At 59.2% G+C, this 26,197-nt stretch carries 24 protein-coding genes; 9 read left to right on the forward strand and 15 right to left on the reverse strand.

The window, feature by feature from the left end; all coding sequences use genetic code 11:
- Window positions 1–84: 84 nt before the first annotated feature.
- The 6 genes from D1820_RS03800 to D1820_RS03825 all read left to right on the forward strand — a co-directional run bounded on the left by D1820_RS03800 (window position 85) and on the right by D1820_RS03825 (window position 6,086).
- On the forward strand, window positions 85–1,107 hold the full coding sequence (locus tag D1820_RS03800) for a nitronate monooxygenase family protein (protein ID WP_118070008.1): 1,023 nt from the start codon (window positions 85–87) through the stop codon (window positions 1,105–1,107).
- Window positions 1,107–2,183 (forward strand): phosphotransferase family protein, encoded by a 1,077-nt coding sequence (locus D1820_RS03805; protein WP_118070010.1) that lies wholly within the window; start codon window positions 1,107–1,109, stop codon window positions 2,181–2,183. The genes D1820_RS03800 and D1820_RS03805 overlap by 1 nt, the downstream gene beginning before the upstream one ends.
- A 24-nt stretch (window positions 2,184–2,207) precedes the next feature.
- Entirely contained in the window at window positions 2,208–3,002 is a 795-nt protein-coding gene (locus D1820_RS03810; RefSeq protein ID WP_118067928.1) for an IclR family transcriptional regulator, read from the forward strand.
- A 141-nt stretch (window positions 3,003–3,143) separates the two neighbouring features.
- A complete protein-coding gene (locus tag D1820_RS03815) occupies window positions 3,144–3,896 on the forward strand; it encodes an enoyl-CoA hydratase/isomerase family protein (protein ID WP_118067929.1) in 753 nt (250 codons plus the stop codon).
- Window positions 3,897–3,926: 30 nt separating this feature from the next.
- On the forward strand, window positions 3,927–5,138 hold the full coding sequence (locus D1820_RS03820) for a serine hydrolase (RefSeq protein ID WP_118067930.1): 1,212 nt from the start codon (window positions 3,927–3,929) through the stop codon (window positions 5,136–5,138).
- An 81-nt stretch (window positions 5,139–5,219) separates the two neighbouring features.
- The gene (locus D1820_RS03825; RefSeq protein ID WP_118067931.1) at window positions 5,220–6,086 is read left to right on the forward strand and encodes an acyl-CoA thioesterase II; all 867 of its coding nucleotides are present in this window, start codon (window positions 5,220–5,222) and stop codon (window positions 6,084–6,086) included.
- A 26-nt stretch (window positions 6,087–6,112) separates the two neighbouring features.
- On the opposite strand, the gene D1820_RS03830 is transcribed toward D1820_RS03825, so the two are convergent.
- Both D1820_RS03830 and D1820_RS03835 read right to left on the reverse strand, forming a co-directional pair.
- Entirely contained in the window at window positions 6,113–6,889 is a 777-nt protein-coding gene (locus tag D1820_RS03830; RefSeq protein WP_118067932.1) for an SDR family oxidoreductase, read from the reverse strand.
- A 761-nt stretch (window positions 6,890–7,650) separates the two neighbouring features.
- Window positions 7,651–8,871: an acyl-CoA dehydrogenase gene (locus D1820_RS03835; RefSeq protein ID WP_040178508.1), complete on the reverse strand. Its 1,221-nt coding sequence runs from the start codon at window positions 8,869–8,871 to the stop codon at window positions 7,651–7,653.
- Window positions 8,872–8,973: 102 nt separating this feature from the next.
- Here D1820_RS03835 and D1820_RS03840 point away from each other — a divergent pair, with 102 nt between their 5' ends.
- On the forward strand, window positions 8,974–9,885 hold the full coding sequence (locus D1820_RS03840) for a LysR family transcriptional regulator (protein WP_118067933.1): 912 nt from the start codon (window positions 8,974–8,976) through the stop codon (window positions 9,883–9,885).
- Between the two features lie 62 nt (window positions 9,886–9,947).
- Here D1820_RS03840 and phoB read toward each other — a convergent pair whose 3' ends face one another.
- The 11 genes from phoB to D1820_RS03895 form a co-directional block, all read right to left on the reverse strand.
- Entirely contained in the window at window positions 9,948–10,637 is a 690-nt protein-coding gene (gene phoB / locus D1820_RS03845; RefSeq protein ID WP_118067934.1) for a phosphate regulon transcriptional regulator PhoB, read from the reverse strand.
- A 2-nt stretch (window positions 10,638–10,639) separates the two neighbouring features.
- The gene (gene phoU, locus D1820_RS03850) at window positions 10,640–11,350 is read right to left on the reverse strand and encodes a phosphate signaling complex protein PhoU (RefSeq protein ID WP_014874683.1); all 711 of its coding nucleotides are present in this window, start codon (window positions 11,348–11,350) and stop codon (window positions 10,640–10,642) included.
- A 14-nt stretch (window positions 11,351–11,364) separates the two neighbouring features.
- Window positions 11,365–12,162 carry a phosphate ABC transporter ATP-binding protein PstB gene (gene pstB / locus D1820_RS03855; protein ID WP_024097257.1) on the reverse strand — a complete coding sequence of 266 codons (798 nt, stop codon included), beginning with the start codon at window positions 12,160–12,162 and terminating at the stop codon, window positions 11,365–11,367.
- A 13-nt stretch (window positions 12,163–12,175) separates the two neighbouring features.
- Entirely contained in the window at window positions 12,176–13,531 is a 1,356-nt protein-coding gene (gene pstA, locus D1820_RS03860) for a phosphate ABC transporter permease PstA (protein WP_118067935.1), read from the reverse strand.
- On the reverse strand, window positions 13,531–15,009 hold the full coding sequence (pstC, locus tag D1820_RS03865; RefSeq protein ID WP_102896977.1) for a phosphate ABC transporter permease subunit PstC: 1,479 nt from the start codon (window positions 15,007–15,009) through the stop codon (window positions 13,531–13,533). Before pstC ends, pstA begins: the two co-directional genes overlap by 1 nt.
- Window positions 15,010–15,153: 144 nt before the next feature.
- On the reverse strand, window positions 15,154–16,209 hold the full coding sequence (locus tag D1820_RS03870) for a substrate-binding domain-containing protein (protein ID WP_118067936.1): 1,056 nt from the start codon (window positions 16,207–16,209) through the stop codon (window positions 15,154–15,156).
- A 242-nt stretch (window positions 16,210–16,451) separates the two neighbouring features.
- Window positions 16,452–17,492, reverse strand: coding sequence for a cell wall metabolism sensor histidine kinase WalK (locus tag D1820_RS03875; RefSeq protein WP_118067937.1), 1,041 nt, complete (start codon window positions 17,490–17,492; stop codon window positions 16,452–16,454).
- A gap of 49 nt (window positions 17,493–17,541) precedes the next feature.
- The gene (locus tag D1820_RS03880) at window positions 17,542–18,699 is read right to left on the reverse strand and encodes a PLP-dependent aspartate aminotransferase family protein (RefSeq protein WP_118067938.1); all 1,158 of its coding nucleotides are present in this window, start codon (window positions 18,697–18,699) and stop codon (window positions 17,542–17,544) included.
- 27 nt (window positions 18,700–18,726) lie between these two features.
- The gene (locus tag D1820_RS03885) at window positions 18,727–19,248 is read right to left on the reverse strand and encodes a gamma carbonic anhydrase family protein (protein WP_118067939.1); all 522 of its coding nucleotides are present in this window, start codon (window positions 19,246–19,248) and stop codon (window positions 18,727–18,729) included.
- Entirely contained in the window at window positions 19,245–19,886 is a 642-nt protein-coding gene (gene gmk, locus D1820_RS03890; RefSeq protein WP_014880014.1) for a guanylate kinase, read from the reverse strand. The genes D1820_RS03885 and gmk overlap by 4 nt, the downstream gene beginning before the upstream one ends.
- Before the next feature lie 41 nt (window positions 19,887–19,927).
- Window positions 19,928–20,824: a YicC/YloC family endoribonuclease gene (locus D1820_RS03895; protein ID WP_118067940.1), complete on the reverse strand. Its 897-nt coding sequence runs from the start codon at window positions 20,822–20,824 to the stop codon at window positions 19,928–19,930.
- A gap of 245 nt (window positions 20,825–21,069) precedes the next feature.
- On the opposite strand from D1820_RS03895, the gene D1820_RS03900 reads away from it, so the two are divergent.
- Window positions 21,070–21,927, forward strand: a complete 858-nt coding sequence (locus D1820_RS03900; RefSeq protein ID WP_096871313.1) for a PAS domain-containing protein — start codon at window positions 21,070–21,072, stop codon at window positions 21,925–21,927.
- A 277-nt stretch (window positions 21,928–22,204) separates the two neighbouring features.
- On the opposite strand, the gene D1820_RS03905 is transcribed toward D1820_RS03900, so the two are convergent.
- Window positions 22,205–23,575 carry a class II 3-deoxy-7-phosphoheptulonate synthase gene (locus D1820_RS03905; RefSeq protein WP_040169138.1) on the reverse strand — a complete coding sequence of 457 codons (1,371 nt, stop codon included), beginning with the start codon at window positions 23,573–23,575 and terminating at the stop codon, window positions 22,205–22,207.
- Between the two features lie 180 nt (window positions 23,576–23,755).
- Between D1820_RS03905 and D1820_RS03910 the strand changes: the two genes are divergently transcribed.
- The gene (locus tag D1820_RS03910; RefSeq protein WP_040169140.1) at window positions 23,756–24,760 is read left to right on the forward strand and encodes a GlxA family transcriptional regulator; all 1,005 of its coding nucleotides are present in this window, start codon (window positions 23,756–23,758) and stop codon (window positions 24,758–24,760) included.
- 31 nt (window positions 24,761–24,791) lie between these two features.
- On the opposite strand, the gene D1820_RS03915 is transcribed toward D1820_RS03910, so the two are convergent.
- On the reverse strand, window positions 24,792–25,895 hold the full coding sequence (locus D1820_RS03915; RefSeq protein WP_118067941.1) for a PQQ-dependent sugar dehydrogenase: 1,104 nt from the start codon (window positions 25,893–25,895) through the stop codon (window positions 24,792–24,794).
- Window positions 25,896–26,197 lie beyond the last annotated feature (302 nt).

Genomic DNA, 26,197 nt, shown 5'->3' on the forward strand with positions numbered 1-26,197 from the left:
AATTGCGAAATGCAATTCTGCTCTGCGATAGATCTGTTTTCTGGCCGGAAAGCGGCGTGAAATATGCTGGATAAAGGATTGGAAATGAAGAAAACTCGCCTCACATTGGGTGGGCAGCCTATGCCTGATGCCCTGCAGAGACTGCGCCTGCCGATGATCGGTGCGCCGCTGTTTATCATATCGGTGCCAGAGCTGGTCATTGCGCAATGCAAGGCCGGTATCGTTGGATCCTTTCCCGCACTGAACGCGCGTGAGGCCGAGGGTGAGCCACCGCTGCTGGAGGTCTGGCTGCAGCAGATCACCGAGGAATTGGACAGACACAACCAAGACAATCCGGATCGTCCTGCGGCACCGTTTGCGGTAAACCAGATCGTGCATCGCTCCAATACGCGGTTGGAGCGCGATCTTGAGATTTGTCACCGCTGGAAGGTGCCGCTTTGGATCACGTCCCTTGGGGCGCGGCCCGAGGTGAATGAGGCCGCCCATGGTTGCGGCGGCGTTGTGCTGCATGATGTGATCAACAACCGTTTTGCCCGGAAGGCGATTGAGAAAGGCGCCGATGGTTTGATCGCGGTCGCCGCCGGGGCAGGTGGCCATGCGGGTCAGCAATCTCCGCTTGCACTGATCAGCGAAATTCGCAGCTGGTTTAAGGGGCCACTTGCGCTGTCAGGCGCGATTGCCAATGGTCCGTCGCTGCTTGCCGCGCGGGCGTTGGGGGCCGATTTCGGATATGTGGGCTCCCCGTTTATCGCCACGGAAGAGGCAAATGCACAGCAGGGCTACAAGCAGATGATTGTCGATAGCGCTGCGGATGACATTGTCTATTCATCATTGTTTACAGGGGTTTCTGGGAACTACCTGCGTGGATCAATCCAGAACGCAGGACTTGATCCCGACAATCTGGAGAGCGCGGATGCAAGCGCGATGAATTTCGCTGGCGGGTCTTCCAAGCCCAAGGCCTGGAAGGAGATCTGGGGTTCCGGTCAGGGCATTGGCGCCATCAGGGATGTACGCCCAGCGGGTGCGCTGGTGGATGAGATTGCCGCCGATTATGACGCTGCCGGGCGACGGTTGGCGGCCGAGTTCACATCGGCTGGGGCGCAATGATGGCATCGCAGACATCACCCGGAACCCCTGATGACAGCGGTATGGAGGATCCCCTAGCGCTCAATCTCGGAGCTGTTCAGCGGTACATGCAAGGGCGTTTGCCCGGGTTCGACACGGAGATCACCGCCCGAAAGTTTCAGAACGGCCAGTCAAACCCGACTTATCTGCTAGAGACTGAGGCGGGCGCCTATGTTCTGCGACGCAAACCGCCCGGCGTTCTGCTGAAATCTGCCCATGCGGTGGAGCGCGAGTTTCGCGTGCAGTTGGCGCTGCGGGACACTGGGGTTCCGGTCGCAAAGATGCATCATCTCTGTGAGGATGATGCCGTGATTGGATCACCTTTTTATGTTATGGAACATGTGGTTGGGAGAAACTTCTCAGATCCGACTTTGCCCGGTCTTCCCGCGAGTGATCGCGCTGCGGTGATGGATGAGATGAGCCGAGTTCTGGCGGCGCTGCACGATGTGGATGTCGCCACTGTCGGGCTGGCCGATTACGGGCCTGAGGGCAACTATTTTGAGCGTCAGCACGGTCGCTGGAGTAAGCAATACCGCGCCAGTGAGGTTGAAACCATCGCAGAGATGGACGAGTTGATCGCGGTATTGGGCGCACAGATGCCCGCGGATGACGCTCAGCGCGGGTTGGTACACGGCGACTACCGCATCGACAATATGATCTATGCAGCCGACGGGACAAACTGCAGGGCGGTTCTGGATTGGGAGCTGTCCACCATTGGCCACCCCTATGCAGACCTTGCCGGGGTCATCATGCAGTGGCAGATGCCACCCGGGCGTGAAGGGCGTGGGTTGGCCGGTGTCAACCGGCGCGATCTTGGTCTTCCATCGGATCAAGAATTTATCGCAAGCTATTGCCAACGCAGAAATTTGCCGGGAGTCGAAAATTTCGGCTATTACCTCTCTTTCAGCTTCTTCCGGATGGCGGCAATCCTTCAGGGGGTGCGCAAAAGAGGGCTTGATGGCAACGCCTCAAACCCCGAACATGCGGCGCGCCTTGGTGCGTTTGTGCCGGACTTCGCGCGCGCCGGGCTGGCGGCCTTGTCCCGGAAATTTGACTGAAGCGCATCTGAGACGGGACCGGAGATGGACAGCGACAAGACGGCCACAGCGGATGGCGAAAAAGATCGAAATTTTGTCACCGCCCTGGCGCGGGGCCTCGATGTGCTGCGCGCGTTTCGCCGCAATGAGCTGGAGCTGACCAACACCGATCTGGCTGAACGCACGGGGCTGCCGAAACCGACCGTTTCGCGGCTGACCTATACGCTGTGCCAGCTTGGGTATCTGGTTCAGGACGGCCAGTCCGGCAGTTACCGTTTGGGGGCAGGGGTGTTGCGTCTGGGCTATGGGGTCTTGGCCGGGATGGATATCAGCGACCGTGCATCGCAGATCCTCAGGGATCTGCGAAATGGCGAAAACTCATATATCACCAGCGCCTTGGGGGAGGCACATCATGCGGATGTCATCTATATTGCGGTGCATCGCTCCCGCGAGGATGTTTCGCTGGCGGCGCATGTCGGGATGCGGTTGCCGCTGTTTTTCTCCGCCGTGGGGCGCGCGATCCTTGCTGGTATGTCCCCGGATCAACGGGCTGAAAGCCTGAAGATCGCGGATGCGCTCGATCCGGATGGCAGGCTATCACGTCAGGACAGTCTGGGCCGGGCGCAGGACGAATATGCTGCCCGTGGCTTTTGTACCGGCTATGGAGATTGGCGACCGGATGTGAACGGGATTGCGGTTCCGGTGGTGTCGCTGAACGGGATGCGCGTCTATGGGCTGAACGTTGGTGGCCCGTCCTTTCATGTGAGTCCGGATGTGCTGGAGACGGTCTATGCGGATCAGCTGATGTCTGCTGCAGAAACCCTGAGCATGCGACCGTAGCGGTAACGCTTTGCCAAAGCAGCGATGTTAGGTGTCATGCGTGGTTCTACGTAGGTCAAAATACTCGACCTTGCCGAACAAACTGCGCATGATAATCGAAACGGCTGGCAGCAGTGTCAGCGTCTAAGGGAAGACCCAGAAATGACTGAGAGCGATTGGCTGATCCGGCACGCACATGGCGACGGGGTTGTCGAAATCAAACTGGCGCGCGCACCGGTCAATGCGCTATCGCCAGAGTTCCTCATGGATTTCGCGGATGTTATCAATGAGATCGGCGAGGATCCCACTGTCCGGGCGCTGCTGCTGACCAGCGCCTTCAAGGTGTTTTCTGCAGGCCTCGACCTGAAGGTGGCGCGGGACTTGGATCTGGCCGGTCAGCGCGCCGCGGTGCGGGGGCTGAATGAGGCCTTTCTTGCGCTCTATGCCTGTCCAAAACCGGTTGTGGCCGCTGTGAATGGCGCGGCAATTGCCGGTGGCTTGTTCTTTGTCCTTTGCAGTGATGTGCGGGTGGCCCAGGTGAAATCCAAGTTCGGTCTTGCAGAAGTGCAGGCCGGAGTTGATTTCCCGATTGCGCCGCTGGAGATCGCCCGCGCGACGCTGAACCCGAATATCCAGCGACGGCTGATGATGACCGGGCAAACCATCGGTCCCATCGCTGCGCGGAACTTTAACATCGTGGATATCATTGCGGATGATGCGGAGGATCTGCTTGGCTATGCGCTGAAAGAAGCGCGCGCACTGGCAGAGCTGCCATCCGGAACCTATGCCGCGATCAAACAGCAGCTGCGCGGCGAAACAATTGCAAAGATCAGGTCCGTAATGGACGCAGAGGCTGAGGACCAGCCCTGGTTCACCGAAGAGACCGTTCCGGCGATGACCAAGATCATCGGCTAAACCGCCAGATCACCGACAACAGGAGCCTCCATGGACGCTGCGCGCCTTGAGCACATCAGGACATGGCAACACCGCTATGTGGATCAACGCAAATATGCCGGCAGTTCGCTGCTGATCAATCGCAATGGTGAAGAGCACTATTTCCACGCTGCGGGCCAGCGAAATATCGCGGAGGAGCTGCCGTTCACCCGTGATACCGTGACGCGCATCTACTCAATGACCAAGCCGGTGACCTCGCTCGCGCTGATGCTGCTGCTGGAACGCGGCCTGATCCACTTGGATATGCCTGTTTCTGAATTTCTTCCTGAATTCAAAGATATGCGCTGTCTTATTGATGGTGCGACCGAGATTGCGCAGACCAAACCCTGTCGGCCGCCAACCCTGCATGAGCTGCTAACTCATACCAGTGGGTTGAGCTACCCGTTCAATCCCGGCGTCCTGCCTGAAGAAATGTCAAAAACCGATTTGATGTTCAAACCCAGCCAGGGTGCACTTGCGGCGCGGGTGGAGGAGCTGGCGGCACTGCCGTTGGCCTTTGAACCCGGCCAGCGGTGGGAATACTCCGTTGGGATCGACGTGATCGGCCGGGTGATTGAGGTCGTGACTGGAGAGAGCCTCGGCGCCATGCTGAAGCGGGAAATCTTTGATCCACTCGGCATGGACCGAACCGGTTTTCGCAGCTTAGAGATAACCGGTAACCTCTTGGCATCGCTCTATTCTCCGCTGAGCGGCGACGCGATGGCTCTGAATGGCGCGCAACAGGGGGCTGATAGCCTGCGTCTGATTGATTCATACGACGACACCCCCTTCGACACCGCCGAGATGCACTCAGGCGGCGGCGGTCTTCTGAGTACGATCGACGATTATATGCGCTTTGCCGAGCTGATCCGGCTGCGCGGAGCGGTGGGTAAGCACCATCTGATCAGCCCGCAGATCGTTGATTTCATGTGTCAAAACCATTTGCCCGGTGACATCGCATCCATGGGACCGCAAAGTTTTGCGGAGCAACCGATGGACGGGATGGGGTTTGGCCTTGGCGGTGCGGTTGTATTGGATCCGGCCAGGGCGAGATGCCCCGGATCCGTTGGCGATTTCAGTTGGGGGGGGATGGCCTCGACTTTCTTCTGGGTTGATCCGATCCTGGATTTGAGTGTTGTCTTTTTTACGCAGCTCGCACCGTCCAGTTCTTATTCGTCACGGGCGGAGCTGAAGGCGCTGGTCCATGGCGCCGTAACGCGTTAAGGCTGCTGTCCAGCCAGACCATCGGGGCAGGGCGGTTGACCGCAGCGGCCCGCCTGATGTCACATTAACAGGAACAGATAGATGCCTGATGCAGCTGAGATTTTGCTCAATTTACTTGATTTGGAAGAGCTTGATCGCAATCTCTATCGCGGTATTGGGTCCGGCGGCGAAACCCCGACGCGGATCTACGGCGGCCAAGTGATTGCGCAGGCTTTGATGGCGGCTTATTCCACTGTTGAGGACAGGCTGTGCCATTCGCTGCATGCCTATTTCATCCGCCCCGGTGATCCGTCAAAACCAGTGATCTACGCGGTTGATCCTGCGCGCGATGGTGGCAGCTTCACAACCCGTCGGGTGACAGCTTTGCAAAACGGCAAACAAATCCTCAATTTGGCGGCGTCCTTTCATATTGATGAACCGGGGTGGCAGCATCAACATGAGATCCCCGAGGTGAAGACGCCAGACGCATTGATGTCCCGCGATGTTCTCCTGCGCCAGCTTGCCCCGAAACTTGACAGCCGTTTACGAGTCGAATTCACACGAGAGCGTCCGTTCGAGATTCGCGATGTTGAGCCACGCGATCCGGTCAATCCGGATAAATGTAGTGATATCAATCACATGTGGATCAGAATGAAGGCGGCAAAAGGGGCCACGCCACAGCTGCAGCATGTGCTGATGGCCTATGTCTCCGACTACGGGTTATTGGGGTCAGCGCTGCGGCCGCACGGTCTGAGTTTTGTAAAAGGTCAGGCCATGACGGCCAGCCTTGATCATGCGATGTGGTTCCACGCCCCGGTGCAATTTGACAACTGGCATCTTTACACGATGGACTCACCATTTGCCGGTGGTGGTCGCGGATTCAACCGTGGCTCAATCTTCACACAGGACGGCCAACTGGTTGCCAGTGTTGCACAGGAAGGGCTGATGCGCCCGATCTCCAAGTCCTGAAATGGTACCGAAAGCCCTGAAATTATTCAGTCAGCTGTTGGAAGGTCGAATTTGTCGCGCAGCCTCTGCATGCCAGTGATCCAGCGGTCATAGTCTGCGGCCTTGGCCTGAATATACCCTTCGACCTTCGCATGGGGCAGGACAAGAAATCTATTTTTTTCAATAGCCTCGATACAACTTCTCGCAACATCCTCGGCTGAGATCATCCCGTCCACCGCCGCGGCGCTGTGCTCCATTCCCTTGGTCATAGCGGTTTTCACCGCTTGCGGACAGGCCACGGAGACGCCGATCCCTTGATCGCCATGGGTGATCGCAAGCCATTCGGAGAACCCGACGGCGGCGTGTTTGCTCACCCCATAGCTCACAGCGCCAATCTGGTTCAACAGTCCAGCCGCCGAGGCGATGTTGAGAAAATACCCGCCACCGCGATTGATCATCCGCGGCACTAGATGCCGCGCGGCTGACACATGGGCCATCACGTTGATATCCCAGCTTTGCTGCCAGTCAGTGAGCGAGGTCTCAAGTCCACCGATGCGAAGGATCCCGGCATTGGAACAGAACACATCAATCGGCGCGATTTCATGCTCGATCACATCAATCATCTCAGCGATGGCGCGGTCCGATCCAACGTCCAGGGTATAGCCACGACCACCGATTTCATCCGCAGTGCGCTGCGCACCCAGTCCGTCCAAATCCGCGCAGATAATATGCTTGGGATTACACCCAGCCATTGCGATCGCCAAGGCACGCCCGATACCCGTTGCCGCACCGGTGATGACAATTGTTTTGCCGTGCAGATCCATGTTGGCCTCAACTGATGAAGTCGTTCGGAGATACTGTCTCGTGTACAGGCTAGACCTGCAACAGTGACGCTACATCATATTAATTAAACATAATACTGATTACAGGTAAATTTGCGTAGTGTAGATCGGCCAAACGAAATACGCTCTTTTACGCATTTACCTTTCCTTTATTGAGGTTGATGCGTCTGGCAAAAACACCTCGGCGATCCTGCGGGATTTCACCTGCGCTTTGGGGCATTCGCATGGCTTGGCTGGCTTCAGTTGCCGTAGCGTGCGTCTGTGCAGCAGGATTAACCTGTCATTCTGGCCATTTGATCGGACATGGCTCGCGCTCTTTTGCAAAATCGCAGTTCGGCGGACGGTTCAGTGGTGATCTTGCGCCTTTTGCGGAACTCTCTGTACGGAACGGTCATTCCACGACCGGTGTTGCGTCGGTTCATGAGGGCATTAACCCCGCCGCTTCGTTTCGCCTTCTGCGCGCCAATGAATACACGAAGATTCAGATTTACCCCCTTAACTATTCTCCGCCAAAGGGAGCAGCAAATCTTGTCTGATCCACCTGCTTCTCCTTGCGTCGCTGTGGGTACGGCCACGTTTTGCAAAAATGCAATTCAGATTTGCACAAATGCTGGGCGCGTCAGGAGTGTTAATCCTACATCGGTTTACACCTCGGTTACGATCTTAACATAAAATCGCACCCTTGTCTGGCAACGGTGCGATTTTTAATGGTTTTATTGATCAGTTGTAGCTGTCGGTTGCGCTTAGAAAAAGGCTTGCAGACCTGTCTGCGCGCGCCCGAGGATCAGCGCGTGAACATCATGAGTCCCCTCATAAGTGTTCACAGTTTCCAGGTTGACCATGTGCCGGATGACGCCGAACTCCAGGCTGATGCCATTTCCGCCGTGCATGTCGCGGGCATTCCGTGCGATCTCCAGCGCCTTGCCGCAGTTGTTGCGCTTGACGATGGAAATCATCTCCGGCGCGGCATTGGCGTCATCCATCAGGCGCCCCACGCGCAAGGAGGCCTGCAGGCCAAGCGTGATTTCGGTCTGCATATTGGCCAGTTTCAGCTGGAACAACTGGGTGTTGGCCAAGGGACGACCGAACTGTTTGCGATCCAACCCATATTGACGGGCGGCGTGCCAGCAAGCCTCTGCGGCGCCCATCGCGCCCCAGCTGATGCCATAGCGGGCACGGTTCAGGCAGCCAAACGGGCCCTTCAATCCTTCCACATGGGGCAGCAGCGCGTCGTCGCCAACCTCAACGCCATCCATGACGATTTCACCGGTGATGGAGGCGCGTAGCGACGCCTTATTGGCGATTTTTGGTGCGGACAGGCCCTTCATCCCTTTTTCCAGGACAAAGCCGCGGATCTTGCCGCCATGGGCTTCGGATTTGGCCCAGACGACAAACACATCTGCGATTGGCGCGTTGGAGATCCACATTTTGGAGCCAGTCAACCGGTAGCCGCCTTCGGTCTTTTCCGCGCGGGTTTTCATGCCGGCCGGGTCGGATCCCGCATCGGGTTCGGTGAGGCCAAAACAGCCGATCCATTCGCCGGAGGAGAGTTTCGGCAGGTATTTCTGGCGCTGCTCCTCGCTGCCATATGCGTAAATGGGATACATCACGAGCGAGCTTTGCACCGACATCATTGAGCGGTAGCCGCTGTCGACGCGCTCGACTTCCCGTGCAACCAGCCCATAGGAGACATAGCCTGCGCCGAGGCCGCCGTATTGTTCCGGGATGGTCGTTCCAAGGAGGCCCATCTCGCCCATTTCGCGAAAGATCTCAGGGTCAGTTTCTTCGTTTTCGTAAGCGTTTAGAACGCGTGGTTGAAGTTTTTCCTGAGCATAGGACCGAGCGGATGCCGCAATCATCCGCTCGTCCTCAGTCAACTGGTCGTCCAGCCGCAGAGGATCGTCCCAGTTGAACTGACCCAGATCCGGGGCATCTTTGGCGCGCAAAGCAGGTTTATCGGTCATTTTTCGTCACCTTTTTGATCCTCAACTTGCCGCCGACCTTAACCTTGCGGTAAGACAAAGGACAGCGAGAGAACCACAAGCAAACATTACAAAAGCTCATACATGGCCATCCCAAGACGCTTCCTCCCTTCAATTGCGGCGCTGCGCGCGCTGGAAGCGCTGGACCGTTTGGGCAGCGCCTCGGCGGCGGCGGATGAGTTGGCGCTGACACAGGGTGCAGTGAGCCGTCAGTTGCAGGCGCTGGAGCGTCAATTGGGCGTGGATCTGGTGCGCAGAGACCAGAAGCGGCTGACGCTGTCACCGGAGGCGCAGACCTACGCTGCTGATATCCGTCAGGCGCTGAACCAGATCGCCCAGTCGACGCTGCGCGTACAGGCAGCGCCCTTGGCTGGCAGTCTTAATCTGGCGATCCTGCCCGCTTTTGGGATGCGCTGGTTGATGCCGCGGCTACCGGAATTTGCACGGCGGCATCCGGATGTGACGATCAATATGTCCACGCGGCTGGAACCGTTCAACTTCGTCAGTGAAGGCTTTGATGCTGCAATACATTTTGGGACCGCAGACTGGCCCGGAACCCAGGCGCTGCTGCTGAAACATGAACAGATGCTGCCAGTCTGTGCGCCTGACCTGCTGGCCGGGGGGGAGGTCCGTACCCCGAGTGATATCGCCGCCCTGCCCCTGTTGCATATCCAGACTCGCCCTCAGGCCTGGCAACACTGGTTCGAGAGCCATGATATCGCGCTGCAGGACGGTTTGTCCGGCACCATGTATGACCAATTCGCAACCATTACACAGGCTGCGCTGCATGGGCTTGGCGTGGCCTTGATGCCGGATTATCTGGTGGAGCAGGATCTTGCGACAGGGCGGCTTGTGGCGCTTCACGCCACCGCTACCGAAAGCCCGGGCGCTTATTACCTGGTCTGGCCCGAGGCCCGGTCTAAGGACCCTGCCCTGATCAAGTTCCGCAGCTGGCTGGCGGGTCAGGCGCAGCCCGAAGATCCGCTGCCAAGGTAGTTTTCGGGTGGTAAAACCCCATCTGACGACAAGGTTTCATAATTTATCAATGTTTTGGCGGTCTATCCTAAGGCATATCCTGCGCCGCGAACTGTCCGGACAGGATCCGATCCGCCGTGTTGGGTCAGCGCCTTACGCAGACGGCCGATGTGGACGTCCACAGTTCGGGTGTCGACATAGATGTCCCGCCCCCAGACACGGTCCAGTAGCTGCTCCCGGCTCCAGACCCGACCGGGTTTCTCCATAAAGGTCGACAGCAGGCGAAATTCGGTTGGCCCCAGTTTCAACGACGCCTCGCCCCGGCTCACCTTATGGGTTTCGGCATCCAGCACGATATCGTCAAATTCCAGCCGCACCCCAACGGTTGAGGGACGCACGCGCCGCAACTGGGTCCGCACACGGGCCATCAGCTCAATCACGGAATAGGGTTTGACCACATAGTCATCCGCTCCGGTTTCCAGCCCGCGCACCTTGTCCACCTCCTCGGAGCGGGCCGAGAGCATGATGATCGGGATATTACGGGTTTCGGTGCGCGTCTTCAGGCGGCGGCAAACCTCTATCCCGCTCAGATTGGGCATCATCCAGTCCAGCACGATGATATCCGGCATGTCCTCTTCTACGATCAGCAGCGCCTCTTCGCCGTGTTCGGCGCGCAGGACGCGAAAGCCGTCCGCCTCCAGATTATAGGACAGCACCTCGCGTTGGGCCAATTCGTCCTCGACCACCAGAACGGTGGGTTGGTCGGCAGCCATGCTCAGACCTCCTGCGGCACAGACGATGTGGTGTCGGCCTTCTGCCGGTCATCTTCCGGTTTGTCGCCGGTCACCAGATAGACCACCTGCTCCGCGATGGAGGTGACATGATCCCCCATGCGTTCGACGTTCTTGGCAATGAAATGCAGGTGCATGCAGGGGGTGATATTGCGCGGATCTTCCATCATGAAGGTGAGGAATTCGCGAAACAGCGCATTGTACATCTGATCGACATCACGATCGCGGGCGATCACATCCTGCGCCAGTTCCACATCGCGCTGGATGTAGGAATCCAGCGCATCCTTCAGCATCAGTTCGACCTCCCGTGCCATCCGGCGCATGGCGGCAGCACTTTCGGAGACATTCGGCCCCTGCGCCAGAACAGCCGTCCGTTTGGCGATATTCTTGGCGTAGTCGCCGATGCGCTCCAGATTGCCGGAGATTTTCATCACCGACAGAACCAGCCGCAGGTCAACGGCTGCGGGCGCACGGATGGCGATGACGCGGGCGGCCTCTTCGTTGATCAGCTCTTCCAGACCGTCGATGGCCTTGTCGCCCTGACGCACTTGCTGGGCCAGTTCCTCATCACGGGTTTCCAGCGCGCGGGCTGCGTCCATGATGGCAGCCTCGACGAGGCCGCCCATTTTCATGATCTGCGCCTGAATGGCTTCGAGGTCGCGGTCAAATGCGGATGCAATATGTTGTTCTACCATGGGTCTGTCCTCGATCAGCCGATACGGCCGGTGATGTAGCTCTCGGTGCGCGGATCCTCAGGGTTGGTGAAGATCTGGCCGGTCGCACCAAATTCAACCAGATTGCCAAGGTGGAAGAAGGCGGTTTTCTGGCTCACCCGTGCGGCCTGCTGCATTGAGTGGGTGACGATCACCACGGAATAGCTGTTGCGCAGTTCGTCAATCAGCTCTTCGATCTGGGCGGTGGCGATCGGGTCAAGTGCGGAACAGGGCTCATCCATCAACAGCACTTCTGGTTCGGTCGCAACGGCGCGGGCGATGCACAGGCGCTGTTGCTGGCCACCGGAAAGGCCTGTGCCGGGTGCGTCCAGCCGATCCTTCACCTCATCCCAGATGGCGCCACGGCGCAGGGATTTCTCGACGATCTCATCCAGCTCCGCCTTATTGGCGGCCAGTCCGTGAATACGCGGGCCATAGGCGACATTGTCATAGATCGACTTGGGGAACGGGTTCGGTTTCTGAAACACCATGCCCACCTTGGCGCGCAGCTGCACAGGATCGACACGGCTGTCATAGATGTCTTCACCGTCGATAGAGATATCCCCGGTCACCCGGCAGATATCAATGGTGTCATTCATCCGGTTAAGACAACGCAGGAAGGTTGATTTCCCGCAGCCAGATGGGCCGATGAAGGCGGTGACGGTGTTGTCCTCGATCTCGACGTTGACGTCTTTGATCGCGTGGGACTCGCCGTAGTAGACATTCACGTTCTTAGCGGCAATTTTGGTTTTCTGTGTTTGCACGTCTTTGTCCAATGCAGTCATCAGGTTCATATCGGCGGCCCCCTTACCAGCGGCGTTCAAAGCGGCGGCGCAGGATCACGGCCACTGTGTTCATGGTGACGAGGAAGATCAACAGGATGATGATACCGCCCCAGGCGCGTTCGTAAAATGCCGGATCAGCACGTTTCGCCCATTCGTAGATTTGCGCGGGCATGGCTGAGTTCGGGGCCAGCAGGCCATCAGCGAGGGTTTCCGGCGCGTTGGAGGCGATGAAGCCGACCATGCCGATCAGCAACAGCGGTGCGGTCTCACCCAGGGCCTGCGCCAGACCGATAATGGTGCCGGTCAGGATGCCGGGTGCGGCCAGCGGCAGCACATGGTGAAACACCGCCTGCATGCGCGAGGCCCCGACCCCCAGTGCTGCATCGCGGATCGACGGCGGCACGGATTTGAGCGAGGCGCGGGTGGAGATGATCACCGTTGGCAGGGTCATCAGCGTCAGCACCAGACCACCCACCAGCGGCGCCGACATCGGCAGGTGCATGTAGTTGATGAACACCGCAAGGCCGAGGATACCAAACACAATTGAGGGCACCGCAGCGAGGTTGGAGATATTCACCTCAATCACATCAGTGAGCCAGTTTTTCGGAGCAAATTCTTCAAGATAGATAGAGGCGGCAACACCGATGGGCAGCGCCAGCGCCAGTACCACCAGCATCATGAAGAGCGATCCCATCATGGAGACGCCCATGCCGGCAGCTTCTGGACGCGCATCCGATGCATCGGCGCCGGTGATGAAGTCCAGGTTGAAAGTCTTGGCCGCGACACCTGCCGTCACCAGTGCATCCACCAGATCGAGTTGTGCGGGCGAGATGCTCTTGTCGTTGACAATGCTGTCGCGACTGACGCGACCTTTCAGGTAGCCGTCCACCCGGCTGGAGGCGAGGAAGCGGAAGGTGACCGTCTCCCCAATCTGATCGGGGTTTTCCAGCACATAGGCCCGCAGCTGCGCGGCGGCGTTCTTTGACAGGATGCCCGCCATCGCCTTGGCCTTCAGATCCGTCTCAATCCCCAGCTCCGCAACCTTCGCCTGCACCGCGTTTTTGATCAGCGGCGCATAGCCGAATGTGGTCACCTTCTTAATGGCGTCCAGATCGCGGGTACCGGATTTGTCCAGTTTGCTTTCCAGCAGCTCCACGTCCAGCGTGATGAAGGTCTGTTGAAACGCACCTGTGCCCCGGCTCACAATGGTGAATACCAGCACCGCAAGCATCAGCAGGCCAACCGTGATGGCGGCAATACCATAACCACGAAACCGGCGCTCGGCGGCGTTGCGTTTGCGGGTGCGGTCCGATTGCTGCAGCAGCGAGCCTGCGTGGCTGCTTTCGGGTCCCGGGGTGTTTTGGCTGATATCGGTCATTAGTCGTACTGCTCCCGGTATTTGCGCACGATATAAAGCGCCAGAACATTAAGCCCGAGGGTCAGCACAAACAGCGTCAGACCAAGGGCAAAGGCGACCAGCGTCTCGGGGCTGGCAAAGTCGGTGTCGCCCGTCAGCTGGCTGACGATCCGTGTGGTGATTGTGGTCATCGATTCCAGCGGGTTGAGCGAGAATTTGGCAATGGCCCCGGCGCCCATAACAACAATCATCGTCTCACCAATGGCGCGCGACGCCGCCAGCAGCACAGCGCCCACGATGCCGGGAAGCGCTGCGGGCATCACCACCTGACGGATGGTTTCGGATTTGGTCGCCCCCAGCCCAAGCGAGCCATCGCGCATGGCCTGCGGTACGGCGTTGATGATGTCATCGGACAGCGACGACACAAAGGGGATCAGCATAATGCCCATCACCAGACCAGCGGTCAGAACCGAGGTGGCCCCGCTCATCCATTCGACCCCCAGAATGCCGTCTTCACCCTGACCGAAGAATTTCACCAGCAGCGGACCAACCGTCAGCAGCGCAAAGAGGCCGTAGACGATGGTCGGAATGCCGGCAAGGATCTCCAGCAGCGGTTTGGCAAAGGCGCGGGTTGTGCCGCTGGCGTATTCAGAGAGATAGATTGCGGCAAAAAGCCCGACAGGCACCGCGACCAGCAGAGCAATCGCCGAGATATACAGTGTTCCCCACAGCAGCGGCAGGATCGACAGGTCACTGTCGCCGCGGAAGTTCGGCGCCCATGTGGTGCCAAAGAAGAAATCGCTCCAGGCATGCAGCCCAAAGAAGTTGATGCTTTCAAACAGCATCGAGAACACGATGCCAACGGTGGTCAGAATGGCGAGGCTGGCTGCAAGAATGAGCAGCGCCATGATCCCCTGTTCCACCACATTGCGGGCGCGAAAATCCTTATGCGTGCGGCCATAGGCCCAAGCAAAGCCAACCATCGCCAGGAGGCCGACAATCACCGACATGATGATCTGGCCCTTGTTGGCAAGGCTGCGGTAACTCTGCGCCGCAGTCAGCACCTCCGGGCGCACCTCGGAGCCAAGTGCAACGCCAATCTCGCCCAGACGGGCACGGATATCGGTCTCACCACTGTCGAGGTTGCGGGCGTCGGTTGGGGATAGAACCCCCTGCTCTACCGCCAGATCCAGCCCCTCGGCGAGACGGCGCACGTCGCTCATCACAAGGCCAAGCGTGGAGTTCTCTGGCACCAGCTCTGCCGGGATCATAGCGGAAACCCGGTTTTCAATGACCATTGGCTGGGCCAGCGACCAGATGGCGAGCACCGCCAATGCCGGCACCAGCGCGCTGAAGGCCACGTTATGACCGTAGTAAGCGGGCAGCGAGTGCAACGCCTTTGCGTTCCCTCCTGCCGAGGCAAGCGCGCGGTTGCGCCCCAGCACAAAGCCCAACCCGGAAAGGGCAAGAAGGGCAATCACGAGCCAAACTGTCGGCATCAGCTACTCCGTTTGAGTGAGACGGAACATCCGGTTCTGCAAGAGCCGACCACGCGGATTGCAAAGGGGTGTCTTATGGTGGTCAGAGATTGGGCCGGGGCAATGTCAGATGCCCCGGCCCGCAGTGTCACTTAAGCCGGGCGATCAGGAATTGCCGCCGATGACCTCTTCTTCGGAGACCACAGCCTGGGTCTTGGTCAGCTCGGGGTCGGCAACCAGACCGTATTCTGCCAGCGGGCCATCGGGGCCGGCCACTTCGTCGGCGACGAAGAATTCAGCATATTCCTTCAGACCGGGGATCACGCCGATATGGGCTTTCTTCACGTAGAAGAACAGCGGGCGCGAGACCGGGTATTCACCTTCGGCGATGCTCTCGGTGGTGGGCACAACGCCGGACATGGTGGCAACCTGCAGCTTGTCGGTGTTGTTCTCATAGAACGCCAGACCAAAGACGCCGATGCCGTCCTTGTTGCTCTCGATGCGGGCGAGAGTTTCGGTGTAATCGCCGTCGATATCGACCGATTTTCCGTCGGTGCGCAGGGAGATGCAGGCTTTCTCTGCGGCTTTCTTCTTGGCTTTGTCGCTGTCGCCTTCCGCGTGTTCCAGCAGGTGCTCAAATGCGCCGGTGGCTTCGCAGCCTGCCAGGATCACCTTGTCTTCGAACACTTCGCGGGTGCCGTGCTTGGTGCCGGGGATGAAGGCCTGAACGTCCTGCGCCGGGAAAGCGCTGTTCACATCGGCCCAGGTCTTGTTGGGGTTGGCAACCATTTTGCCATCAACCAGGACTTCGTCGGACAGGGCCAGGAACCAGTCGGCGGGCGTGTATTCAAAGGCGTTGCCCTTGATGTCATTGGCAAACACGATGCCATCATAGCCGATCTGGACTTCGATGATGTCAGTCACGCCGTTTTCGGCGCAGGCCTTGATTTCTTTTTCCTTGATGCGGCGCGAGGCGTTGGCAACGTCGATGGTGTTTTCACCCACACCTTCGCAGAACCGCTTCAGACCGGCAGAGGACCCACCGGATTCAACGACCGGTGTCGGGAAGTCGAAATTCTCGCCAAAGGCTTCGGCCACGATGGAGGCATAGGGCAGAACGGTCGAAGAACCGGCCACCTGAACCTGATCGCGCGCTGCCGCAGCAGTGGCAGAAACAGCCGAAATGGCCAGGGCGGAAGCGGTGAGTTTCACAAAGGACATCTGTGTCTCCTTGGGTGTCAATTTTCAGGATCATCCCGTGATGATCTTGCGCCCTCACCTAAGGGCGGCGCATGTGCCTTTTGTGACGGCTATGTAACAGCTGTATGACAAACCCGGATGTTGCCCCGTTTTTTGTGACAACTGGCCGAGCGAAAGTGGATTTTCTTAACTTTTCGCGCCGACCTTCGCGGCGGACGCTCAGGTTGTTGTCACATAGAGCGCGCCAAAATCTCACCGGCGTGTCAGCGCGGCAGGATCACGGTGAACACCGTGCCCGTCGCAGCAGCGCTTTCCACCCGCATCCGGCCACGATGGCGGTTGATGATATGTTTGACGATCGCCAGCCCCAGCCCGGTGCCGCCTTGCTCACGCGATCTGTGTGTGTCGACGCGGTAGAACCGTTCCGTGAGCCGGGGCAGATGCACCGGGTCGATCCCGGTGCCATTGTCGATCACCTCAACCCGGACGGCGGCGGCACGGACAGCGGGGTCACGGTCGCGGGTTCTGAGCCGCAGCGTGACCTGATTGCCACCATATTTGATGGCATTCTCGACAAGATTGGTGAAGACTTGCTGCAGCTGATCCGGATCGCCGGTAACCAGCGTCGGCTCCTCTGGGATTTCCAGAATAAGCTGCACATCTGCAGCCTCCGCCACCGGTTCCAGCGACTTCAGCGTTGAGGCCAGATGTGCGCCCAGATCGAGCTGCGCGCGCGGGCGCACACGCTCTTCGCTCTCGACCCGGTTCAGCGACAAGAGATCGCCGACCAGCCGGTTCATCCGATTTGCCTCGCCCTGCATGATTGTCAGAAACCTGTCACGCGCCGCACCATCATCACGCGCGGGGCCACGCAGCGTTTCGATGAACCCCATGAGGGCTGTCAGCGGCGTGCGCAGCTCATGACTGACATTGGCGACAAAGTCGCGCCGCATCTGGCTGGCCTGCTCGCGTTCTGTGATATCCGTGAGGCTGATCAGCGCCGCACCACCATTGACCGCGCCAATGCCGGGAATATAGCGCAATGCGACCTCAAATGTAGTGTCCTGCGCGCCGTCGTTGGATAGGTGGCGCGCGGTTTTAGCGCTGCGTTCATAAAGACAGCGCTCAATCGCAGTCGCCACATTGGGCTGGCGCAGGATGGTGGCGAAATGACGCCCGACCAGATTGGCACCCAGCAGTGTGGTCGCCGCCGCATTTGCGGCGATGAACCTTTCGCTTTGATCGACCAGCACCGCTGGCAAGGGGATGGCTTCCATGAAACCGTCGATTAAATCCTGCGTCATCTGCCCCTCGCCTTGTTGCTGTGCCGGCCGTGTTACAAACCGAATGTAACTATGACGTGGCAGCCGCGACCGCTTCGCTGAAGACAGCGCAGAGTGTGTCCGGATCCTCAAGCCCGACCGAAACGCGGAAGAATCCTTCGCTCAGCCCCAGTTTGGCACGATCTTCTGCGCTGAGGGCGCGGTGCGAGGAGGAGGCAGGATGCGACAGCGTGGTGCCCACGTCCCCTAGCGTCGGGGCAAAGTTGAGCCCATCTGCCCCACGGGTAAAGGCATTGGCCGCCGCGCGCCCGCCTTCCAGCTCAAAGCTGACCATATTGCAGCCCTTCCCATCCAACAGCGCCATTGCGCGCTCGTGGTCGGGATGGTCCTTGCGGGTCGGGTAAATCACCCGCTTCACCCCCGGTAGCCCGGCCAGATGATCCGCCAGCGTCACCGCGGTGGCCTGCGCGCGCTCAAACCGCAGCTCAAACGACAGCATGCCGCGTTCTGCCAGCCAGCAGTCAAACGGGCTGGGGGTCATGCCGGTGGTGACCACATAGACGCTGAGACGGGTGTTGATCTCAGGATCCTTGGCCACGACATAGCCCAGCATCACATCGGAATGCCCGGCCAAAAGCTTGGTAATGGAATGGATTACGATATCCGCGCCATGATCAAAGGGGCGAAAGCCCCGTGGGGTGGTGAAGGTGTTGTCGACCACCAAAAGGATATCGCGATCCTTGCAGAGCTGTGCCAGCCCGTCGATATCAGCCACGGCCAGCGTCGGGTTTGAGATGGCCTCAACCAGGATCATTTTGGTTTCGGGGCGGATCGCGGCCTCAACCGCAGCCACATCGCCGGGATCGGCCAGCGTTGTTGCAATGCCCAGACGCGGCAGGTCCTCTGCCATGAGGCGCATGGAGCGGCCATACAGTTGATTGCCGCCAATCACGTGATCGCCGGTTTTCAGCAGGCCCAGCAGCACAGCCGAAACCGCCGCCATACCGGAACCGGTCACAACCCCACCGGGCATGCCTTCCATCGCATCGAGCCGTTTGGCGACCACATCGGCGTTGGGATGGCCTTCGCGGGAGTAGGTATAGCCGTGCACCCGACCCTCATATTGATCATCCAGCGCATCTGGCGTGTCGCTGGCATAGACCACGGACGGACTAAGTGGGGTCACCACCGGATGGCTCGCGCTGAAGGGCAAGGGATCTGGCCGCATCAGCGACCCTTTGGAATTTCTCACGTGTCAGACCTCTGTCAGTTCGTCGCGGAAACGACGCATGTTTTCTTGGTAGTGCTCGGCGCTTTGGCGCAGGGATTGAACCAGCGCTGCATCCACATCACGGACGATTTTGCCAGGTGCGCCCATGACCAGAGAATTATCAGGGATTTCCTTATTCTCTGTAATCAGGGCGCCCGCACCGATCAGGCAATTCTTACCGATCTTGGCTCCGTTCAGCACCGTGGCCCCCATCCCGATCAGGGTGTTGTCGCCGATGGTGCAGCCATGCAGCATCACCTTGTGGCCGATGGTGCAATTCTCGCCAATGGTCAGCGGGTAGCCTGCATCAATATGCATAACGCAGTTTTCCTGCACGTTGGAGCCGCGCCCGATGCGGATTTCCTCATGATCGGCGCGGATGGTGCTGCCGAACCAGACCGAGGCCCCCTCCTCCAACACCACAAGGCCGATCAGATTGGCATCCGGCGCAACCCATGTGTCGGCGTGGAGTTCGGGGGTTTTGTCTCCCAGAGCATAAATCGTCATGACAGATCCTCAAATTCGCTTTGTAGGCCGCGCACGTGATCCACCAAATGCGGCTGCTGGATGCGGCGCAGACGGGTCGCGGTGATAATGGTCTTCAGCTGCAATTCGGTGGCATCCAGATCATCATTGATCAGCACGTGATCATAGCTGCCCCAGTGGCTGATTTCGTCCCAGCTTTTCTCCATCCGGCGGGTGATTGTCGCGGCATCATCCTGGGCGCGGCTCTCCAGCCGGCGACGCAGCTCTCCGATCGAAGGTGGCAGCAGGAAAATCGACAGCGTGTGCTGACCCAGGTCTGAGTTGCGGATCTGCTGCGCGCCCTGCCAGTCGATATCAAACAGCACATCACGCCCACCATCAATCGCCGCCTTCACCGGCCCTTTGGGGGAGCCATAGAAATTGCCGAAGACATGGGCGTGCTCCAGCATATTGCCTTCGCTCACGGCGGTCTTGAAGGCGTCGGTGGTGATGAAATGGTAATCCTGCCCATCCGTCTCGCCGGGGCGCGGGTTGCGCGTGGTGGCAGAGACGGAAAATTCAATGCTGGGATCCCAGGACCGCAACCGTTTCGCCAATGTGGATTTCCCGGCCCCTGAGGGCGAAGAAAGGATAATCAACAGGCCGCGCCGATCTGCCATGGCATGCTCTCCTTATATTATATTTGTTGTTATTCTGGTTTCTATTCGATGTTCTGAACCTGCTCGCGCATCTGGTCGATCACTGCTTTCAGCTCAAGCCCGACCGCTGTCAGGTCGCTGTTTTGCGCCTTCGCGCAGAGCGTATTGGCCTCTCGGTTGAATTCCTGCATCAGGAAATCCAGCTTGCGCCCGACGGCGCCGCCTTTGGCCAGCAGTTCCCGCGCAGCCGCCACATGGGCCGTCAGCCGGTCCAGCTCCTCGGTGACATCCGCTTTGACCGCCAGCAGGGCCAGCTCTTGTGCCAGCCGGGTTTCGTCGACGCCGTCACTGTTCTCCAGCACCCGCGCCAGATTGCTGCGCAGGGTTGCGGCAACCTCCGGTTTGCGGGCCTCTGCGCGGCGCGCGGCTTCCTCGCGCAGGGTGCTGATTTGTTCGAGCCGATCCAGCAGCACGGCCTTCAATGCGGCCCCTTCGCTGGCGCGCATGTTAACGAAGTCGGACAGGATTGCGGCAAAATCGGTGCTGAGCACCGCCACGATGGGCGCGGGGTCGTCGCTGCCGCTGGCCTGCTCCAGCACGCCCCGTTGCGTCAGAAGATCCGTGGCAGAGGTCTGCGCCAAGGTGATCCCAGCCGCAGCGGCCTGCCGCTCCACCTCACCAACCGCTGTCAGCAGCGTTGCCAGGGCCGCCTGGTTGATCTGAAGGGCGACGGCAGCCTCCTCGCTGCGGTTGATCCGCAGGGTCATGGAGACATTGCCGCGCGACAGCGCTTTGCTCAATTGCCCGCGCAGGTTGGCTTCAAGCCCGTCCAGCCAGTCGGGGATGCGCAAGCGAAGGTCCAGCCCTTTGGCATTTACCGAGCGCAATTCGCACGACCAGCTATGCGCCCCGGTGCTGCCCTGCCCTGCGGCAAAGCCCGTCATTGAATGGATGGTCATTGTCTGCGGCCTCCCCGGGTGCACGAGGCGCTGTTTCGCCTCGCCACAGGTTTACAAACGGCCAGCGGACAAGTCCATAAGCGCGGAGACCTATCCTAAAGTGTTAACCATTGATTAAAGAAATAGTCCAAAATTGAATAAGATTGTGGCATGTTAACTTCAGGATAACCAATTCGGCATTAATCGTTAGGCAACCAACTTTAGCTTGGCGCATGACCCAGCCGGATCCAGCGAGGATGACAGCGATGTTTTTTGGCGGCCGCAAAGACAACAATCAGACCGAAGGTCAAACCAAGGTTGTGGCAATGGATCGCTTCCGCGCAGCGGGATCGCTGTCGCCCATGCGACAGGCGGAGGCCTATTGGACCGCTCTGCGCCGTGGCGACGATATTCCCAGCCGGTCGCAGATCGATCCGCGCGGGTTGGAAAACATCCTGCCTCAGACCTTCATTCTGGAGCGGATCGCCCCCGGCATCGCCCGTTTTCGTCTTGCTGGTCAGCGGGTGAACGAAATGGCTGGAATGGAAGTGCGCGGCATGCCCATCACCGCTTTCTTCACCCCGGCGGCCCGTAAACAGGTCAGCGCAGCGTTGGAGACGATGTTCGACACGCCTGCCATTATCGAGCTGACCCTACAGACCGAGAACAACCGCCTGCGCGGCGCCCGCGAGGCGCGCATGCTGCTGCTGCCGCTGCGCAGTGATTTGGGCGATGTCAGCCGGGCGCTGGGGGTTTTCATCTCTGAAGGCAACCCAACCGGAACCTCGCAGCGGTTCTCGGTGACCGAAACGCAGATCCGCCAGGTCAGCCCGACCGGTGATGCGCCCTTCAAGGCGAAGCCGCGCGCGGCAGATCCGGCCGCACCGGCAAAGCCCGCGACACCAGCACCTGCAGCGAAGGACGTCAACGCACCAAACCCCGGTTTTGCCGAAACTCAGGCGCGGTTTGAACGCGAGCCCACCGTCATGACCGAGGCGCGCGCCCTGATTGAGCGCAGCCGCCAGATGTCGACTGAGACACCGGCAGCGCCTGCGGCAGAGCAGGCAGAGGAGAAGACCAAGAAACGCGGCGGACACCTGCGTCTGGTTGTCAGCAAGGACTGAGGCCCGGCCTCAGCAACCCCGTATATTCCGAATTCCTTTCGCGCTACTGGACATAGCTAGAAAGCGATCGCCCCGCGACAGAAGGTCCGGGGCGTTTCCCGTTTTGTGGACGAAATAATGATCCTGCTGCGCCTTCTCTGCCTGCAAATAACACCGCACCATAACATGAAGAGTGCAGGATAAGTTGTTGAAAATAAAAGCCCTCACCCCGGTTTGGGGTGAGGGCTTGTCGTTTCATATCGGCGATCCCCGTTGTCGGGTATCACCAGAAACAAGATCAGCCAGCCTGACGCTCAGAGGTGCGGGCACGCAGCTGCGACACTTCTTCTGCTACCAGGAAGGCCAGTTCCAGGGACTGGCTGGCGTTCAGGCGTGGATCGCAGGCAGTATGGTAGCGATCACTCAGATCCTCATCGGTCACGGCGCGCACGCCACCGGTGCATTCGGTGACATCCTGACCGGTCATCTCAAAATGCACACCGCCCGGGATCGTGCCCTCTGCGGTGTGGATCGCAAAGAAGTCACGGACCTCACGCAGCACGCTTTCAAACGGGCGGGTCTTGTAGCCAGAGGAGGACTTGATGGTGTTGCCATGCATCGGGTCGCAGACCCAAGTTACCTTGGCGCCCTCTTCCTGAACCGCCTTGATCAAGCGCGGCAGATGTTCACCGGCCTTGCCTGCACCGAACCGTGCGATCAGGGTCAGACGCCCCTCTTCGTTTTCGGGGTTCAGCTTGGCCATCAGCACCTTCAGATCTTCGGCGGTGGTGGTCGGGCCACATTTCAGGCCGATCGGGTTCTGGACGCCGCTGCAGAATTCCACATGGGCGCCGTCAGGCTGACGGGTGCGGTCGCCAATCCACAGCATGTGGCCGGAACCGGCCAGCCATTTGCCAGATGTGGAATCCAGACGGGTCAGCGCCTCTTCATACTCCAGCAGCAGACCTTCGTGGCTGGTGTAGAATTCCACCGATTGCAAGGTGTGAGCGGTGTCATTATTGATGCCTGCGGCCTTCATGAAGTCGAGCGTATCGGTGATCCGATTCGCCATTTCACGGTAGCTTTCGGCCTTCTCGCCCTCGGTGAAACCCAAGGTCCAGGCATGGACCTGATTCACATCGGCATAGCCGCCGGTCGAAAACGCCCGGATCAGGTTCACGGTTGCTGCGGCCTGGGTGTAGGCCTGCAACATGCGCTGGGGATCGGGCACACGCGATGTTTCGGTGAAGGCCAGATCGTTGATGATATCGCCGCGGTAGCTGGGCAGTTCCACACCGTTCACGGTTTCCGTGGGGGCGCTGCGCGGCTTGGCGAACTGGCCCGCCATGCGGCCCACTTTGATCACGGGTACCTTGGCGCCATAGGTCAGCACCATCGCCATCTGCAGCATCACCTTGAAGGTATCGCGGATCGCGTCGGCGCTGAACTGATCAAAGCTCTCGGCGCAATCGCCGCCTTGCAGCAGGAACGCCTCACCCCGGCCCGCAGCGCCAAGGTGCTGTTTCAGGCGGCGTGCCTCACCCGCAAATACCAAGGGCGGATACTTGGACAGCTGAGCCTCAACAGCCGACAGCGCGTCGGCGTTGGTATATTCTGGCATTTGCACCCGCGGTTTTTGGCGCCAGGTCGATTTTTGCCACTCACTCATAGCTGTGTCTCCGCATAAGAGGTCTTAGGTTAACGAAGGACATCTATACGAAATCGCACCCGCGCTGACCAGTTTAGATTTGCAAAGTCTTGACGACACCGCGAAGCTGTGAACACGGTGCCCGAATTTCGCAAAATCCGGCTTTGCGAAAAACAGAGATTTTGAATAAGGACGCTGGCCATGCGGACGCAAAGCAAGCCCACAACAAGCCCGGCCACAGGCCCCCAAACCCGGCGCTATGCCTTTGTTTTGCTGGATAGTTTTTCCATGCTGTCGTTTGCCTCCGCGCTGGAATGCCTGCGGATCGCGAACCGGATGATGGGGCGTGAGGTCTACACTTGGACCTTGTTGGCTGAGGGCGGTCGCACGGTGAGTTGTTCGGCAGGAACATCCTTTCAGGTTGATGACGATCTGGTGGAGTTGCAGCGCGATGACACAATTCTGTTGTGTTCCGGCATTTCGGTGCAGGAGGCCACCACGAAAAAGCTGCTGTCCTGGCTGCGCCGCGAGGCCCGCAAGGGGCTGAAGATCGGGGGGCTGTGTACGGCTTCTTATTCTCTGGCGCGCGCGGGATTGCTGGATGGCAAGCGAGCGACGATTCACTGGGAAAATGCCGATAGTTTCAATGAGGAATTCGACGAGGTTGAGCTCACGAAGTCGGTGTTTGTCATTGATGGCAACCGGATGTCCACCGCAGGCGGGACCTCCTCCATCGATCTGATGCTGAAGCTGATTGCCAGCGATCATGGGGAGGATATCGCCAATTCCGTCGCGGACCAGCTGATCTATTCCTCGATTCGTACCGATCAGGACACCCAGCGCCTGTCGATTCCCACGCGGATCGGTGTGCGGCACCCGAAACTCTCCATGGTGATCCAGATGATGGAGGCCAACATCGAGGAACCGATCAGCCCATCAATCCTGGCGCAGAATGTTGGCATGTCGACCCGTCAGCTTGAACGGCTGTTCCGCCGCTATCTGAACCGCTCACCGAAGCGCTATTACATGGAGCTGCGGTTGCAAAAGGCACGCAACCTGCTGATGCAGACCGATATGAGTGTGATCAACGTGGCACTTGCCTGCGGGTTTGCCTCACCGTCGCATTTCTCAAAATGCTATCGCGCCCACTATGACACCACGCCATACCGCGAGCGCGGCAGCAAGTCGGCACCGCCTGCGATGTGATCCTCGCAGCTGTCTAGCGGGGCGCCGCCTATCAGCGCGACAGCCGGTAGATCGCGCCATCGGTTTCCGAGGCAAACCAGAGACTGCCGTCCGGGGCCTCGCGCAGGTCTCGGATGCGGCCGGTCTGATCGCCTTTGATCTGCTCGACCTCTTTCAGTTGGGCGCCTGACAGGCGCGCGATGTAGTCGAATTTGAGCGAACCAACGAAGATGTCGCCGTGCCACTCCGGCCACATCTTGCCGGAGTAGACCAGCAGATTGGAGGGCGCGATCGACGGATCCCAGTAATGCTCTGGCTGTTTCAGACCCGGTTTCTCGGTGCCTTCGCCGATTGTCAGTCCGGAATAATGACGCCCGTATGAAATGATCGGCCAGCCGTAGTTGGCTCCCTTTTCGATACGGTTGACCTCATCTCCGCCACGGGCGCCATGTTCGACCGACCAAAGACTGCCATCGGCGGCAAAGCTCAGCCCCTGCGGATTGCGGTGCCCATAGGACCAGATCTCGGGTTGGGCGCCTCGGCGTTTGATCAGGGGATTGCTGCGTGGCACGGAGCCTTCGGGTGTCAGCCGCAGAATACTGCCCTGATGTGATGCCAAAACCTGCGCCGATTGACGGTCACCGCGATCGCCGAGGGTAACATAGATATGGCCATCAGGCCCCTCCGCCAGTCGCGATCCAAAATGCCGGCCGCTGCTGACGGCTGGCGCGGCGACAAAGATATCCCGCAGCCCCTGCAATTGCGTGTTGCGCCGGGCCAGCTGGCCGGTGGCGACGGCAGTGGCGGCACCGCGTCCAACCCGTTTTGCATAGGTGAGGTAGATCCGCCGGGTTTTGGCGAAGGTCTTCGGGACCATGACATCAAGCAAACCACCCTGCCCCTGATCGGCCACCTTTGGTGTTCCCTTGATCCGTGTCAGGCGGCCCTCGCGCAGGAGGAGGAGGTTGCCGGTCCGCTCTGTGATCAGCACCGAACCATCGGGGAGAAAGTCGAAGCCCCAGGGAATATCCAGCCCCTGCGCCATTTTCTCGATGCGCAGCGCGCCCTGACTGCTGGTCAGCGCCTCCGCTGATGCCCCTGTCGCGAGCGTCAGTAGCAGTGCCGCGCCAGAGGTGAACTTGGCAAGCCAAGACATGACGCTGTCCTTGCGACCGGATAACCTGCACCCGGCAAGCGGGATGGGAGAACGCTTCAGCGCAGCCGCCGAAGATCGACCGGGATATATACACGAATGACAGATTTGGATTATTCGAATAGCGGGCCTTGTCATCTGCAGTCGCCTCTCGTTCAAACCATCGGCCATGCGCCCTTGTTGCTCTGGTAAAGGGCGCCTTAACAAAGACTAGCACGGTTTTGCATCTGACCCAATTTCAGCGGGCCTCAGCGCGGAAAACGACGCTGGCGTGGGCGCTTGCGACGTCAATGAAAGTTGGCTGG

The organism is Phaeobacter sp. LSS9 (assembly GCF_003443595.1).
In the GTDB taxonomy this organism is placed as follows: domain Bacteria; phylum Pseudomonadota; class Alphaproteobacteria; order Rhodobacterales; family Rhodobacteraceae; genus Phaeobacter; species Phaeobacter piscinae.

What these genes read in the sequence shown, in the direction of transcription:
- D1820_RS03870 (WP_118067936.1), bottom strand. Translation starts at nt 16,209, where the DNA reads ATGTCCTTTGTGAAACTCACCGCTTCCGCCCTGGCCATTTCGGCTGTT.
- D1820_RS03825 (WP_118067931.1), top strand. Translation starts at nt 5,220, where the DNA reads ATGCCTGATGCAGCTGAGATTTTGCTCAATTTACTTGATTTGGAAGAG.
- D1820_RS03900 (WP_096871313.1), top strand. Translation starts at nt 21,070, where the DNA reads ATGTTTTTTGGCGGCCGCAAAGACAACAATCAGACCGAAGGTCAAACC.
- D1820_RS03810 (WP_118067928.1), top strand. Translation starts at nt 2,208, where the DNA reads ATGGACAGCGACAAGACGGCCACAGCGGATGGCGAAAAAGATCGAAAT.
- phoU (WP_014874683.1), bottom strand. Translation starts at nt 11,350, where the DNA reads ATGGTAGAACAACATATTGCATCCGCATTTGACCGCGACCTCGAAGCC.
- phoB (WP_118067934.1), bottom strand. Translation starts at nt 10,637, where the DNA reads ATGGCTGCCGACCAACCCACCGTTCTGGTGGTCGAGGACGAATTGGCC.
- D1820_RS03800 (WP_118070008.1), top strand. Translation starts at nt 85, where the DNA reads ATGAAGAAAACTCGCCTCACATTGGGTGGGCAGCCTATGCCTGATGCC.
- D1820_RS03895 (WP_118067940.1), bottom strand. Translation starts at nt 20,824, where the DNA reads ATGACCATCCATTCAATGACGGGCTTTGCCGCAGGGCAGGGCAGCACC.
- D1820_RS03815 (WP_118067929.1), top strand. Translation starts at nt 3,144, where the DNA reads ATGACTGAGAGCGATTGGCTGATCCGGCACGCACATGGCGACGGGGTT.
- gmk (WP_014880014.1), bottom strand. Translation starts at nt 19,886, where the DNA reads ATGGCAGATCGGCGCGGCCTGTTGATTATCCTTTCTTCGCCCTCAGGG.
- D1820_RS03830 (WP_118067932.1), bottom strand. Translation starts at nt 6,889, where the DNA reads ATGGATCTGCACGGCAAAACAATTGTCATCACCGGTGCGGCAACGGGT.
- D1820_RS03910 (WP_040169140.1), top strand. Translation starts at nt 23,756, where the DNA reads ATGCGGACGCAAAGCAAGCCCACAACAAGCCCGGCCACAGGCCCCCAA.
- D1820_RS03880 (WP_118067938.1), bottom strand. Translation starts at nt 18,699, where the DNA reads ATGCGGCCAGATCCCTTGCCCTTCAGCGCGAGCCATCCGGTGGTGACC.
- pstC (WP_102896977.1), bottom strand. Translation starts at nt 15,009, where the DNA reads ATGCCGACAGTTTGGCTCGTGATTGCCCTTCTTGCCCTTTCCGGGTTG.
- pstB (WP_024097257.1), bottom strand. Translation starts at nt 12,162, where the DNA reads ATGAACCTGATGACTGCATTGGACAAAGACGTGCAAACACAGAAAACC.
- D1820_RS03805 (WP_118070010.1), top strand. Translation starts at nt 1,107, where the DNA reads ATGGCATCGCAGACATCACCCGGAACCCCTGATGACAGCGGTATGGAG.
- pstA (WP_118067935.1), bottom strand. Translation starts at nt 13,531, where the DNA reads ATGACCGATATCAGCCAAAACACCCCGGGACCCGAAAGCAGCCACGCA.
- D1820_RS03875 (WP_118067937.1), bottom strand. Translation starts at nt 17,492, where the DNA reads ATGACGCAGGATTTAATCGACGGTTTCATGGAAGCCATCCCCTTGCCA.
- D1820_RS03915 (WP_118067941.1), bottom strand. Translation starts at nt 25,895, where the DNA reads ATGTCTTGGCTTGCCAAGTTCACCTCTGGCGCGGCACTGCTACTGACG.
- D1820_RS03835 (WP_040178508.1), bottom strand. Translation starts at nt 8,871, where the DNA reads ATGACCGATAAACCTGCTTTGCGCGCCAAAGATGCCCCGGATCTGGGT.
- D1820_RS03840 (WP_118067933.1), top strand. Translation starts at nt 8,974, where the DNA reads ATGGCCATCCCAAGACGCTTCCTCCCTTCAATTGCGGCGCTGCGCGCG.
- D1820_RS03820 (WP_118067930.1), top strand. Translation starts at nt 3,927, where the DNA reads ATGGACGCTGCGCGCCTTGAGCACATCAGGACATGGCAACACCGCTAT.
- D1820_RS03885 (WP_118067939.1), bottom strand. Translation starts at nt 19,248, where the DNA reads ATGACGATTTATGCTCTGGGAGACAAAACCCCCGAACTCCACGCCGAC.
- D1820_RS03905 (WP_040169138.1), bottom strand. Translation starts at nt 23,575, where the DNA reads ATGAGTGAGTGGCAAAAATCGACCTGGCGCCAAAAACCGCGGGTGCAA.